Annotated in this window: 12 protein-coding genes, 1 tRNA gene and 2 pseudogenes; 12 read left to right on the top strand and 3 right to left on the bottom strand. The window is 48.2% G+C overall.

From position 1 onward, the window contains the following. Positions 1–111 precede the first annotated feature (111 nt). On the top strand, positions 112–861 hold the full coding sequence (locus tag NDA02_RS27070) for a DUF561 domain-containing protein (protein ID WP_190791564.1): 750 nt from the start codon (positions 112–114) through the stop codon (positions 859–861). Between the two features lie 215 nt (positions 862–1,076). Continuing rightward, positions 1,077–2,090, top strand: coding sequence for a 7,8-didemethyl-8-hydroxy-5-deazariboflavin synthase subunit CofG (cofG, locus tag NDA02_RS27065; RefSeq protein WP_348249653.1), 1,014 nt, complete (start codon positions 1,077–1,079; stop codon positions 2,088–2,090). Here cofG and cpdA read toward each other — a convergent pair. Then, complete coding sequence (gene cpdA / locus NDA02_RS27060) at positions 2,034–2,822, bottom strand: 3',5'-cyclic-AMP phosphodiesterase (protein WP_348249652.1); 789 nt, start codon at positions 2,820–2,822, stop codon at positions 2,034–2,036. The two genes, cofG and cpdA, sit on opposite strands and share 57 nt — an antisense overlap. Positions 2,823–2,932: 110 nt before the next feature. Here cpdA and NDA02_RS27055 point away from each other — a divergent pair. The 8 genes and pseudogenes from NDA02_RS27055 to NDA02_RS27020 all read left to right on the top strand — a co-directional run bounded on the left by NDA02_RS27055 (position 2,933) and on the right by NDA02_RS27020 (position 8,964). After that, positions 2,933–3,004: transfer RNA gene (locus tag NDA02_RS27055), tRNA-Cys, on the top strand. Positions 3,005–3,062: 58 nt separating this feature from the next. Then, entirely contained in the window at positions 3,063–4,418 is a 1,356-nt protein-coding gene (locus NDA02_RS27050) for a tyrosine-type recombinase/integrase (protein ID WP_348256246.1), read from the top strand. A gap of 339 nt (positions 4,419–4,757) precedes the next feature. Next, positions 4,758–4,886 (top strand): annotated as a pseudogene (locus NDA02_RS27045) (ISKra4 family transposase); the annotation flags it as partial. A gap of 370 nt (positions 4,887–5,256) precedes the next feature. Further along, entirely contained in the window at positions 5,257–5,559 is a 303-nt protein-coding gene (gene xisR, locus NDA02_RS27040) for an excisionase family protein (RefSeq protein ID WP_348256245.1), read from the top strand. Between the two features lie 79 nt (positions 5,560–5,638). Beyond that, the gene (locus NDA02_RS27035) at positions 5,639–6,772 is read left to right on the top strand and encodes a hypothetical protein (protein ID WP_348256244.1); all 1,134 of its coding nucleotides are present in this window, start codon (positions 5,639–5,641) and stop codon (positions 6,770–6,772) included. A 120-nt stretch (positions 6,773–6,892) separates the two neighbouring features. Next, positions 6,893–7,441: a hypothetical protein gene (locus tag NDA02_RS27030; protein ID WP_348256243.1), complete on the top strand. Its 549-nt coding sequence runs from the start codon at positions 6,893–6,895 to the stop codon at positions 7,439–7,441. 150 nt (positions 7,442–7,591) lie between these two features. Next, positions 7,592–8,575, top strand: coding sequence for a hypothetical protein (locus NDA02_RS27025; RefSeq protein WP_348256242.1), 984 nt, complete (start codon positions 7,592–7,594; stop codon positions 8,573–8,575). A gap of 32 nt (positions 8,576–8,607) precedes the next feature. After that, positions 8,608–8,964, top strand: coding sequence for a hypothetical protein (locus tag NDA02_RS27020; RefSeq protein ID WP_348256241.1), 357 nt, complete (start codon positions 8,608–8,610; stop codon positions 8,962–8,964). A gap of 62 nt (positions 8,965–9,026) precedes the next feature. Here the strand turns inward: NDA02_RS27020 and NDA02_RS27015 are convergent, their stop codons facing one another. Continuing rightward, entirely contained in the window at positions 9,027–9,356 is a 330-nt protein-coding gene (locus NDA02_RS27015; RefSeq protein WP_348256247.1) for a transposase, read from the bottom strand. A gap of 47 nt (positions 9,357–9,403) precedes the next feature. Here NDA02_RS27015 and NDA02_RS27010 point away from each other — a divergent pair, with 47 nt between their 5' ends. Further along, positions 9,404–9,607, top strand: coding sequence for a hypothetical protein (locus NDA02_RS27010; protein WP_348256240.1), 204 nt, complete (start codon positions 9,404–9,406; stop codon positions 9,605–9,607). Between the two features lie 9 nt (positions 9,608–9,616). On the opposite strand, the pseudogene NDA02_RS27005 reads toward NDA02_RS27010, so the two are convergent. Further along, positions 9,617–9,694: pseudogene (locus tag NDA02_RS27005) on the bottom strand (IS5/IS1182 family transposase); the annotation flags it as partial. A 294-nt stretch (positions 9,695–9,988) separates the two neighbouring features. Here NDA02_RS27005 and NDA02_RS27000 point away from each other — a divergent pair. Next, positions 9,989–12,502, top strand: coding sequence for an SUMF1/EgtB/PvdO family nonheme iron enzyme (locus NDA02_RS27000; protein ID WP_348256239.1), 2,514 nt, complete (start codon positions 9,989–9,991; stop codon positions 12,500–12,502). Positions 12,503–12,697: the final 195 nt, after the last annotated feature.

Genomic DNA, 12,697 nt, shown 5'->3' with positions numbered 1-12,697 from the left:
TATCTCTCCAGATCCCCCCCAATCCCGACCAGGACTAGCACAATATCCGAATGACCGATAGGATTTTTGGATGTAGAACGATCGTCTCGTTATTAAAGGTTGGAGAAATCCATGACCATTCCTTCCACACTTCAACTGGCATTCCAGCAAGCAAACGCCCTGAAAGTAATCAGTGGCTTGACCAATTTTGATGCCGATCGCGTTGCTGCTGTCGTAAAAGCTGCCGATCGCGGCGGGGCAACCTTTGTAGACATTGCTGCCGATGCCGACCTCGTGCGGATGGCAAAGCAGCTCACCCACCTGCCGATTTGCGTTTCCGCGATTGAGCCTGAAAAATTTGTAGCGGCGATCGAAGCAGGCGCAGACCTGATCGAAATCGGCAACTTCGACCCCTTCTACGCCCAGGGCATCCGGTTTGAAGCGGCGGAAGTCCTCGAACTGACCCGGCGGACTCGCGCCCTGTTGCCCCATATCACTCTGTCAGTCACGGTTCCCCACATCCTGGAACTCGACCAGCAGGTGCAGCTTGCCGAAGCACTGGTTCAAGTAGGCGTAGACATCATCCAGACCGAAGGCGGCACTAGCAGCCAGCCCACCCACGCCGGAACCCTGGGACTGATCGAAAAAGCAGCTCCCACCCTGGCAGCCGCCTCTGAAATCTCTCGCGTTGTCAGCGTCCCCGTTCTTTGTGCTTCCGGTTTATCCAGCGTCACCGCACCTCTGGCGATCGCCGCAGGCGCATCAGGAATCGGAGTCGGCTCTGCTATCAACCGCCTGAACGATGAAGTTGCCATGATCGCCGTGGTCCGCAGTCTAGTGGAAGCGATGGGAACGGTGAGCCGGGGACGGGTCTCTGTGTGAGGAAGTGAGGGACTGAGGGACTAAGAGGCTGAGGGGCTGAGGGGAAGCGATGGGAGGAGGGACGGGGTGAGTAAATCAAAATAGAGCAATAGGGAAAGCGATGGGCAGCGAAGGGAACGGCTAAAGGTCGAACTCAAAATTCAAAGCCCTCCTTTGGTTACCCCTGTTACCCCCCTATCTCCCCGTCTCCCCATCTCCTCCCTTCATTCACCCCTATGTCCGCTCGCCTCCTCACCTACAGCCCCGCCTACACCCTCGTCCCCACCTACGAATGCTTCAATCGCTGCACCTACTGCAACTTTCGGGCCGATCCGGGACAAGATGAATGGTTGACGCTCGATCGCGCAGCGCAAATCTTACGATCGCTTCAGCCGCAGGGCGTAATCGAGATTTTGATTCTGGCTGGGGAGGTGCATCCGCAGCATCCGCAGCGACGGGCATGGTTTCAGCGAATCTATGACTTGTGTGAGCTTGCCCTGCATCTAGAATTTTTGCCCCACACGAATGCGGGCATTCTCAGCTTTGAGGAGATGGCGCAGCTTAGAACAGTCAACGTTTCAATGGGGCTGATGCTGGAGCAAATGACTCCTGCTCTGCTGCAAACTGTCCATCACCGCGCTCCCAGTAAAATTCCGTCTGTCCGCCTACAGCAGCTCGAATGGGCAGGCGAACTAAAGATTCCCTTTACCACAGGCTTACTACTCGGCATCGGCGAAACCGAAGCAGACTGGGTCGAAACCCTGGAGACGATCGCCCAAATCCACGATCGCTATCGCCACATTCAAGAAGTGATCTTGCAACCTCACAGTCCCGGGCAGCAACAGTCCTGGCAGGGTAATGCCTTTGCGATCGAAACGCTACCGCAGGTCATTCAGCTTGCCCGCACCCTCCTGCCTCCAGAAATCACGCTGCAAATTCCGCCCAATCTAATTCCAACCTCGGCTCAGCTCATTGCCTGTCTGCAAGCAGGAGCACGCGACCTTGGCGGCATTGGTCCCAAAGATGAAGTCAATCCCAACTACCCTCATCCCCACGACGCAGCCCTGGCTGAAATGGTTCAGCAACACGGTTGGCAGCTCACTCCTCGCCTTCCCATTTATCCGCAGTACGACGATTGGCTTCCTCTCGCGTTAAGCACTCAGGTTCGCTCCTGGCGCAACCGGCTCAGTCAATTACTGCTTGATGGGCACCCGCTCCACCGCAGTCTCAAACCGCCCGTCCGCCCATAGTCGCAGGATGCGAAATCCTGGCATCTGATCGTCGATCGCAAAAGTCTCACTGTGCGGCTTGAACTGTACACAGGTCGAAGGCGTACCTAAATAAGTGACTCCTTGCCGCTGCCGCTCAAACACCTGATGAATGTGCCCAAACAGCACCAGCTTCACCTGCGGATGACGATCGATCACGGCTAGCAGATCGGCTGCGTTGCCCAGCCCAATCTCCCCCATCCAGGCAGACCCCACATCCAACACCGGATGATGCAGCGCCACAAACGCCGGAAGATCAGGATAACGCCGCAACGCCTCGTCCAATTCCTGTAAGCTTTCCTGAGACAACTCGCCCCCCACCTCTCCCGCTACCCGGGAATCGAGCAATACCCCATTCCAGCCAGCCTGCTGCAATGATTTTTCACGCCGAAAAGGAGCCTCGCTCAGCATTCGCATCATCAATTCTGGTCGATCGTGATTGCCCGGAATCCAATAAGTGGGAAGACCAAGCGGCGCAATCAACTCCCGCAAATGCTCATAGGATGCCAGCGTCTCATCCTGCGATACATCCCCGGTTAACAGCAAAACATCCGGCTGCCTGTGCTGCACTCGCTGAATGACTGCCTGAAGCGATCGAACAGTATTCACGCCTTTCAAAGCCTGATCCGAATTGGCAAAAAGATGGGTGTCGGTGATTTGGGCGATCGTTACGGCTTCCTGTGCCATTATTCCTCTACCGTCAAGCGCGACCATTCCATTTTGAAACAATTTTTAGCATATTTTCCTGAAGAGTAAAGTTGTTTTGCCTGGCAGGCTTCTAATAAAAGCAGCGAGATCTGATATACTGGCTTCTGAATCAATATGGCGGCATAGCCAAGTGGTAAGGCAGAGGTCTGCAAAACCTCCATCCCCCAGTTCGAATCTGGGTGCCGCCTTCTAGACAAATCAGTAGATACGGCTTCTGAAAAGCTCTCCAACACCCAAGTGTAGGGAATGAGGTTCAAAAGCCGTTTGGTATTTTTGGGTAATTTTGGGGTAGTTTCGGTTAACCTTTGGGGTAACCTTGGGGTAAAGCCTACATCGGTATACAATAAATCATCGCTTAGAGTAATACCGATGTACTCCAAAAATAATCAAGGTAGAGCCAGGAAAGGCTCCATACAAACTAAAAGCTCACACGGCAGGCTTCAACTGGTTTTCTCCCATCCAGTTATTACCCCATCAGGCGAAATTCAGACGAAGCGTTTTTACTTCTCCACTGGGCAGCCAGACACCCCTTTGGGCAGGCAACAAGCTTCTGTGCTCGCTGCAAAAATTCAGCGTGACATTGACTATGGAGAATTTGATGCCAGTTTAGTCAAGTACAAACCCGCAGCTTCTTTATCAACCGTTACCCCAATTACCCCAGAAGTTGTCTCAAAGCCTGATCTAGGTGAGCTTTGGGAGCAGTACACAAAGTTCAAGAAGCCTCAAGTCAGCCAAACAACGACAGCAGTGGATTACAGGAGATACCGTAATCACATCGCTAAATTGCCAACCCAAAATATAGAAGACGCGGTTGCTATCCGTGACTACCTTCTGGCTAACGTTACACCCGATACTGCCAGGAGAATATTGACCAACATCAATGCCTGCTGTGATTGGGCACTCAAAAGTAAATTGATTGAGTCGAACCCGTTTCAAGGGATGGCTTGCAATGTTCAGGTGCCTAAATCGGAATCTGATGAGGAGATGGAAATTAACCCTTTCACGCCGGAAGAGCGAGATATGATCATTCGGGCATTCGAGGAAAGTAAGCTCTACAGCTATTACGCCCCACTAGTCAAGTTTCTATTTTTTACCGGAAGCAGACCTTCAGAAGCGATCGCACTGCAATGGAAACACATTAACGATCGCTTCATCGTTTTTGAGCAGGCGATCACCATCAGCACTAAAGGCTTAGCTCTCAAAGAGGGTTTGAAGACTCAGGCTCAACGGCGGTTTCCAGTCAACCAGCAACTCAGGTCGATTCTCAACTCGATTAGACCTGGGAACTGTAAGCCAGATGATTTTATCTTCAAGAGCAAAAAGGGTGGAACTATTGACTTTGGTGATTTTCTGAGCCATGCCTGGAAAGGATATAAGAACAGGCACGGTAAGCAGATTGATGGAATTGTGACGCAGCTTGTGCGCGAAGGAAGGGTAAGTGAGTACCGTCGCCCCTACCAATGCAGGCACACGTTCATTACTCTGTGCCTTGAAGCAGACATTGATGCAAAAGACGTCGCAAAGTGGGTTGGCAATTCCCCAGAGGTAATTTATCGTCACTATGCTGGTAACAAGCGTGACCTTCAAGTTCCAGAACTATAAATTCTTCAAGCCCAACGATTTCTCGCTGCGTTTGGATCGATTCGAGCCCACTTCCACCCCAAACAACACCAACTGACGGCTAGTCGTTACCGTAAACAGATGCGCTAACGAATTCAGGGTTGGCAAGCAATTGTTGGGTTGAAACCTGCCATATAATCTTGTGACCCCTTCTCGCTAAGGGTTGTCGTGCTTATTCCCTATTTCTTCTAATTAAGTTGGCAATACCGGCTGGAGGAAATCTACTGATTCCTCAGGATGCTGCCCATAGATGCTAATAAACTCCAACAAATCCAAGCCCACGCCCTTGCCATTGCGGTATTACTGTATGACGAAACGGCACTGGAACAACTGACGACATTAGAAGGCATTGAAGCGCGCATTAAACTGTCTGGAGCACAATGGAAAGCGGACAGTATTCCTCAAGTTCTGCTGCACCGTTGTGCCTATCTTAACGACAATTCTTCAAGTGAGATTTGCAAGATTGGGATGCACCCGTGTTACTTGACAGTGGGGAGTTCTCCCGAGGTTATTTATCGTCGTTATGTGGGGAACAAGCGAGAATTATTTATTCTTGAGTTCTAAAGCAGCCACTACAGGAACTTGCATAAGTTCTACTCGTTGCCAGGTTGTTTTCGAGAAATTTTGGTTATTAAGTGGTCAATTTCGCACTCTTCCTATAGTATTAGTACAAGTCGAGGTAGATCCTCTAGCATAAAAATCTTTCGGGGGCTTCCAGATCAAATGGGTGCCCCCTAGCTGTTTGTTCTCGTCGCCAATCTAGTGCCGCAAGCTTTCGAGCCAGCGGCATTTTTTGTGTTGTTTATTCTCCCACCGAATCATGAATAGCTTTATCCTACCTCAGTACCGCTTTGTTACTAAGCATGAAATCGCGGAACTAACAGGATTCTCAGAGGAAACCCTCAAGCGGTATAGACTGAGCGGCAAGTTAATCGAGGGAGTCCATTGGATTAGAGTAAATCCGAGGGTAGTCCGATACAATGCAACGCTGGTTATGGACTGGATCCAAAACCTTCATGCTCCCCAGTCCCATCAGCAAGCGATCGCCCACTATCTCAGCACGCTTCCTTCCAACCAACCGAAGAAGCGAGGCCGCTCTGCTCACAACAATTTCCCTGCTTGAAGCCTGCTGATGGCTTCTTCCCTGGTTTTCCTTACCTAAATCACACGAGTCAAGCAGTAATCGCTTCAAAACGCTTTCCGTGATTAAAAGACAAAACATGAACTGCAAACGAGCCACCTCCGAAGGCGGTCGTCCAAGCTCTCGCATTGCAGATAATCTACCCACAACAATCCCAGAATGGTTTGGTATTTTTCACCAGTGGGACTTCATCTATGCAGATGCAACCGAGTCCAAAGCTGAATGGAAAACAAATACCAAAGGATTTCCTCTATCACCAACGACTTTGTATAAACGGTGGCTCAGCTTGACAGAGCTGATTGGTGTCCGCTTTGAGACTTCTAGAAACGGTCGAACTTGGTATGTGATGATTGATATTGATTTCGGTAGTCAATATCATCCTTTCCAGAACCCTACAGCCATTCCAAAACTGGTAGCAATTTTGGAAGAGAAAGCTGGATTATGCCGTCATCTCAAAATTCAATCGAGTTCTTCTGGCGGATTACACCTATACTTTCCTTTTCCGGAAGCTCAACCCTGTCTAAAGACAGCATTTACCATTCATAATCTTGTTACCGAAGCAGGGTTTAGAGTCACGTCAGGACAATTAGAAATCTTTCCAAATATCAAACTTCCTGATTCGCTCTACAACGGGCATCGCCTACCGCTTCAGCAAGATTCTTATGCTCTCAATGATGATTTCCAGCCGATTCACAATTCGCTTGAGCAGTTCATCAATAGCTGGGTATTAGCGGCTTCTCATCAGGATAGGGAACTGCTGGCCACCACGATTGATCAAGCGAAGCCCGCTCGAAGCAAAATTCCTCAGCTCCATGCTTCTTCAAGAAATGTAGCCGAATGGAAAGAGCGATTAGAAGAAACTTTAGAACGTGGATGGACCCAAGTCGGCCAAACAAATCAGATTATCAAGGAGGTCTGCCAGTATGCAATCGTCTTTCAGAATCAGGGTAAAACCTGGGGCGAACTAGACTGGTCTGCTACTCAAAAATGGGTCTATCAAACGATTGTTAACCTACCCGGCTACAAAACATTCTGCAATCACCAGAACAATATCAGAAAACGGATTAGCGAATGGTTAAAAGCCAACCAAAAGAATAGAAAACATACTCCCCTGGGCAGTCAGATTAAGCAGTTTATAACGTCACCCTTTTCTACCAACAAAGCCAGGCAAGAGGAAGCTCTACAGCGAATTTGAGCAGCGATCGATACTATCTTGAAGGAACAAGGTTCACTGCCGAAGACAGTGCGAGAGCGAGAAAACTTAATCCGCAGGACTGCCAGATGTGGAACCAAAACGTTGTGGAAATATAGGGAGTTGTGGCATCCCAATTTTGATGAACAGGGTTATAGCACAGAGCAACCTACAGCGGTCGGAGCTATCTCAGCGGAGACAACTTTGATCCATGCTGATGCAGCCAAGATTAGCTTACAGGAGAAAAGAACTCAGGAGTGTGTGACAAATCATTCTGCAAGGGATACGGACGATTCTCAACAGACTGCTGGAATCTTGGAAACGGCAGAAATTCCCAAGAATCAAGATGTCACACCCTTTCCGCCACTAAGTGTAGATATTAGTGAACAGGCAAATTTCTTTAGTAAACCGGGGAAGCTTAAACCCACAGACAAACTTGCTCCCTTCCTTAATTCCTCACAGCAAGCGATCGAGGTTGATCGAGCTAGCCCGCCGAGTATCAAAGCAAATCAGTTCGCTAAAAGAATTCATGACAACAAGCTACTCAGAACGATAGTGGTCAATCTGAACAAACAGTTTTGTTTGGAGCAATTTAATTTAATTTCTTCGAAGCTTAATTCTGTTTCATTTCTTGCTCCTACATTTGAAACACTGGAACAAAACACATCATGAGTAGAAAGTGCGATCGCCTTTCCTCAAGATACTTCCCTGAACAAATTTCTTTCATCAACTGTGAATCAGTTCACGAAGGCATTGTCACTCAAATATGAGTTGTTATCACACGGCATCAATAACCATTTTGATTTAATAGGAGATTAACCCATGGTAGCGAGTCCTGAAGTTTGTCGGCGAAACGGTGCAAAGTCAAAAGGAGCAGTCACAGCACGGGGCAAGGCGATTGCCAGCCGCAATGCGACGAAGCATGGTTTGCTTGCAAAACAGCCTCCTCTGCTCATAACTGAAGACTTGGCAACCTTTGAAAGTCTTGTTCAAGGATTGATCGATCACTACCAACCCCAAAACCCAACTGAGCATTTCCTGATTCAACAGGTGGCAATGGGAATGGTAAAGCAACATCGGCTCTGGTCAGTCGAGGTCGCGATCGCGAATCTTGAAATTTTGAAGGCGCAACAGGAAGCCCAATTTCCAGACTTAGTGGTTCCGCCCAGAGTCAAGGTGGAGTCAGACCTCCTCGAAAAACGAATCCCCCCTCAGCAAGTCCTGACAAAGGAGCGTGAGATCCTGAAACGATTAATTAGTTTGTTGGATGAAGACATGCGCCTACTCAAGACAGATCCTCATTTCCAGATGTGGTTTGAGGGAGTACAGGAGTCTGTTGGTAGTGCTTATTATCCTCACGATCGCACTGCCCCCGTTTATCAAGCACAGGATGAGCTTGACTTGTGGCTCGATCAGTGGACTTTTGAGCACAAAGAGCAACCCTATTCAGAACCACTACCCTCAGCAGAGGAAGTCGTTACCCGCATCACCCAAGTCCAGCAGCTTGCAAGGGAACGGATTCAGGCGATCGAACAGCTTTCAGCAGAGCATAAAGCCTTGGAAGCACGGCTGAGTCAAACCAAGGTAGCCAGTAAAGGGATGCAGCAGCAGGAACTTTTCAGCCGCTACCAGCGCAGCATCAACCGGGAATTGTATGAGGCATTGGATCGCCTGGAGGCAATTCAGCAACGAAAGAATGAGGGTTCTATGGGTTCGTTTGGTCAAAACCCTGATCTCAGCACTTCAACTGCCAGCTCGCCCCGCACTCCTGCCAGCTTTCCTACTTCTGATTCGTGTGTAAGTTAAAGCAATTGGGCAAGATGCACACGAATCAGAGCATGACCAGATACTTTGCTTTGCTGAAAAACCTGGAGGCACTGGAAGCTGAAAGAAATCGGATCAGCAATGAGGGAGACATTCTGTTTGATTGCTGGCTTGCTCCCTCAAAACCAGGAGGGACTGCCAGAACGGGTAAAGCTCACTGGCAGTTGAGGAGCCGCAAGGCTCAGTCTGCTGGAAAGAAGTCAAAATACATCAAGGCTTCTGAGGTTGGGCAGTATGAAGCGGCGATCGATCGGGGCAAAACTCTTAGGCAATTAGACAAGAAAATTGAGCTATTACGGAAACGAATTGAGCAAATTGACGCAATTATTGCATCGACCGAGATAGTAATGCCTGATGTTGGAAGGACATAGGTATTCACCGAAGACAGTAGGCTAATTCTTTCCAACGATTATTTTGTCTTACTACTAAAAGGTTATCCGAAAACCCGTATTGCTCTCACCACAATGCATGCACAAGCGAGGTGAATCATCCCCAGATAGTTTTCTTTATGTTCCTCCCAACGAATCAATGAGCGTCGAAATCGATTTATCCATGCGTGCGTTCGCTCAACGACCCATCGTCTTGCTTGGTAGTTGGGAATGTCATGAATGATTTGTTTTCCTTCATCCCGGGGTGGAATATGTCCCACATCTCCCCAGGCTTTGACAATCTCTCGCACTTTATCGTAGTCATCCCCTTTGTCTAAACACAGATTGCAAACTTCAGTGTCACCGGGAATGATGCGTTGTGCTGCTATTGTCATTTCGGTCATCTTCATGTCATGACGATTGGCTCCCTTGCCACTGGCAGGTGGAGAACAATCTGCATTGGGTCAAAGATGTGGTGTTGAGCGAGGATAAAGCACTGTTATGTGCGGGTCATGCGCTGACGAACTTTGCCATTGTGCGTACCATTGCTGTGAATCTGTTTCGCCTCAATGGTTTTGCTTCAGTCACCAAAGTCATTCGGGCAGTCGCTCACAATATTCATCAGCTATTTTCCTTCTTCCAATAAATCAGCCCTGGGTTTTGCAGGGGGAATCAACGCTTCAAGCAGTTCCCATTGGTCTGGGGTTAAATTGCTGGAGTATGCTTTACTCATCGCTCTCAAGGGTGCTGTGGTGTAAGTATCTACAGCGTATGCCCGGAGAGCTTTTTTACTGACCTGCTCGCTTTTCAAACGTCCTCTAAGCTCCTTGACATCCTTAGAATTTCAGAACCGCAAGAGGATCTACAATCTTCAGAAGCAGGCGGGTCGTTTTATTCGCCCCATTACCTCATGTGATTGGAGGGCTAAGAGCATTATGAAGATTTCATTATTGTTGGTGCGATCGAGAAGCCTACCAGTACTTTAGAAAGTAGTTCCCTCAAAGCTTTAGTCCGATCGCCCCCAGTCATGAAAATCCTGATTCTTGCCTCTAACCCTCGCAAAGACCTCAACCTCGATCGTGAAATCCGAGACTTGAAGGCTGCGATCGAGAGGTCTGCCAACAGACAGCGATTTGAGGTAGAGGATGCTCTGGCAGTGCGTGTTGGGGATTTGCACGATCTTCTCTTCAGACACCGGCCTCAAGTTGTACATTTTTGTGGGCATGGTAGCGGTCAGCAGGGATTAGTGTTTGAAGGCAATGAGGGCGGAGAGCAGTGGGTACGGGCAGAGGCTTTATCTGATTTGTTTCGTCTGTTTGCTCAAAATGTTGGCTGTGTTTTACTCAACGCTTGCTACTCGGAAGACCAGGCAAATGCCATTGTGAATCATATTGATTATGTGATTGGCATGAATCAGAAGATTCGCGATGATGCGGCGATTGCTTTTTCCAAAGGATTTTATCGAGCATTAGGGTATGAGTGTTCGATCGAAGAAGCATATGAGTTTGGTAAGAATGCGATTCAGCTAGAAATTTCGGGTAGCTCTAAGGTATTGCGCTCTACTGTAACGGAGCAACAGCGCAAAGCTGAAGTGGTAGATGCTGTTGCAAAGGAGATTCCTGAGCATTTGAAGCCAGTTCTCAGGCGTAAGCCAACTCTGATTCAATCAAACCAGGTTTTATCGGGTTCTGATCAAGTACTTTCCCAGGCAAAGCGAGAAGCCATTCAACTGGATGTAGCGCAGGCATTGACCGAGGAAGAACCAAGCCTGAAGGAATTTCGAGATCAAGTTAGGGAGTATTTGCAGGATCACAAGTTAGCTGATTATGAGAAGGATCTGCTTAACGAATTGAGGGAAGAGCTAGGTTTATCAACCGAAGAAGCGGACAGGATTTTAGAAGAGGAACAAGAACCACTTCGGCAAGCGCGACAAGTGTATGCAAAACGGTTAGTTGCACTCATCAAATACTATCCCTTTGACAAAACGATTCAGGCAGAGCTAAAAAAATTTCAGAGGCAGAGGAATCTGACGGATGAGGAAGTGGATGAAATCTCTCGACCAATTCTTGAGAAGGCAGAAGCAGACTATCAGGAGAAACTGAGCCAACGAGAGCAACAGGAATATGAAACCAAGCTGCAACACTATGAGCAGGAGTTCACAAAGGTAATCGTAGCAGAGTACCCAATTCAGCAATCAGTTCGGGATAAACTAATTGACCTTCAAAAGTCGTTGAAATTGAGCAATGCGGATATAGCTCAAATTGAAGAACCGCTAATTGGATCAAAGGAAGCAGCATGTCAGCAGCAGTTAGAGCAGCAGGAACTCGAACGGCAACGTCAAATAGAAAAAGAGCAAAGAGCCCAACTGGAATATGAAAATAAGTTGCACTGCTATGAGCAGGAGTTCAGAAAAGCAATCGAAACTCAATACCCAATCGAAGCACTGGTTCGTGATGAGCTGAAAACTCTTCAGCATTCTCTAGGCCTAAGCGCTGAGGACGTAGGTCGGATTGAAGAACCAATTGTTTCATCTCAAGAAACAGTACATCAGCAAGAGCTGAAGCGACGACAAGACCAAGGGAAGCAGCAAAGGGAGCAGGAGTATCAGATTAAGCTGCAACACTATGAGCAGGAGTTTAGGAAAGCAATCGAAGCTCAATACCCGATTGATTCTTCCACCCGTAGCCAATTGAGAGCATTGAAGGAGTCTTTAGGATTAAGTACTAAGGATGTAACCTGGATTGAGGAGCCAACAATTGCGCCTAAGGAAGCCGAGTATCAGCGACAGCTAAAAGGCAAACAGGAAAAAGCAAAGCGAAAACTTTCATTAAGTAGCTTTGAATTTCAGGTTCCTACAATTCAGATTAATAGCAGAAAAGTTGGAAAATCAGGAATCTTTGGTAAGAAAACGGAAACCGTTACGACTCTGAACGTTACTTCTCGAAGAGGACAAGCAGAATATTTTGTTGAGGATCTGGGTAACGGCGTGACATTGGAGATGGTTGCTATTCCGGGTGGCGGTTTTGTGATGGGATCGCCCAGCCAAGAGTTAAACCGATTGGACAATGAAGGTCCTCAACATCGGGTCACCGTCCCACCCTTCTTGATGGGAAAGTTTGCCGTGACGCAGGCGCAGTGGAAAGTGGCTGCAGAAATGCCAAAAGTCAATCGAGCTTTGAATCCTGATCCTTCAGGTTTTAAGGGCGATCGTCGTCCAGTTGAATGCGTTTCCTGGTATGAGGCAGTCGAGTTTTGCGATCGGCTCTCCCAGAAAACAGGGAAACAATATCGCTTACCGAGCGAAGCAGAATGGGAATATGCCTGTCGAGCTGGAGCCACAACACCTTTCTACTTTGGAGAAACGATCACAACCGACTTAGCAAATTATGACAGTAACTATACTTATGGCTCAGGCACAACAGGGGTTTACCGAAAGCAGACGATAAAGGTAGGTAGCTTCCCAGCGAATGCTTTCGGTTTGTATGATATGCACGGCAATGTCTGGGAATGGTGCTTGGATCACTGGCATGAGACTTATTAACCTGGCAAGTATAGAGAGTGCATAAGGTCAGGCAGCATAAGCAATGGCAGGATGTTTAAAGTACCGCACGATGCGCCCCGGTAACTTCTGAAGCTTATGCAGATGAGATGACACCCGCTGTTCCAACTGCGCCTGGTTTCGCGTCGGGGGCTTCGCGTGAACTCCCTGCTTGACATCACAGTTGAGATACTCGGC

The sequence above is a fragment of the Leptolyngbya sp. ST-U4 genome, assembly GCF_039962215.1.
Classification (GTDB): domain Bacteria; phylum Cyanobacteriota; class Cyanobacteriia; order Elainellales; family Elainellaceae; genus Leptolyngbya_A.
This window is presented reverse-complemented; position numbering and strand designations above follow the sequence as displayed.

Bases quoted from the DNA above. Each gene is read 5' to 3' on its own strand.
- xisR (WP_348256245.1), top strand. From the start codon at position 5,257: ATGAATAGCTTTATCCTACCTCAGTACCGCTTTGTTACTAAGCATGAA.
- NDA02_RS27070 (WP_190791564.1), top strand. From the start codon at position 112: ATGACCATTCCTTCCACACTTCAACTGGCATTCCAGCAAGCAAACGCC.
- NDA02_RS27000 (WP_348256239.1), top strand. From the start codon at position 9,989: ATGAAAATCCTGATTCTTGCCTCTAACCCTCGCAAAGACCTCAACCTC.
- NDA02_RS27050 (WP_348256246.1), top strand. From the start codon at position 3,063: ATGAGGTTCAAAAGCCGTTTGGTATTTTTGGGTAATTTTGGGGTAGTT.
- cofG (WP_348249653.1), top strand. From the start codon at position 1,077: ATGTCCGCTCGCCTCCTCACCTACAGCCCCGCCTACACCCTCGTCCCC.
- cpdA (WP_348249652.1), bottom strand. From the start codon at position 2,822: ATGGTCGCGCTTGACGGTAGAGGAATAATGGCACAGGAAGCCGTAACG.
- NDA02_RS27025 (WP_348256242.1), top strand. From the start codon at position 7,592: ATGGTAGCGAGTCCTGAAGTTTGTCGGCGAAACGGTGCAAAGTCAAAA.
- NDA02_RS27015 (WP_348256247.1), bottom strand. From the start codon at position 9,356: ATGACAATAGCAGCACAACGCATCATTCCCGGTGACACTGAAGTTTGC.
- NDA02_RS27020 (WP_348256241.1), top strand. From the start codon at position 8,608: ATGACCAGATACTTTGCTTTGCTGAAAAACCTGGAGGCACTGGAAGCT.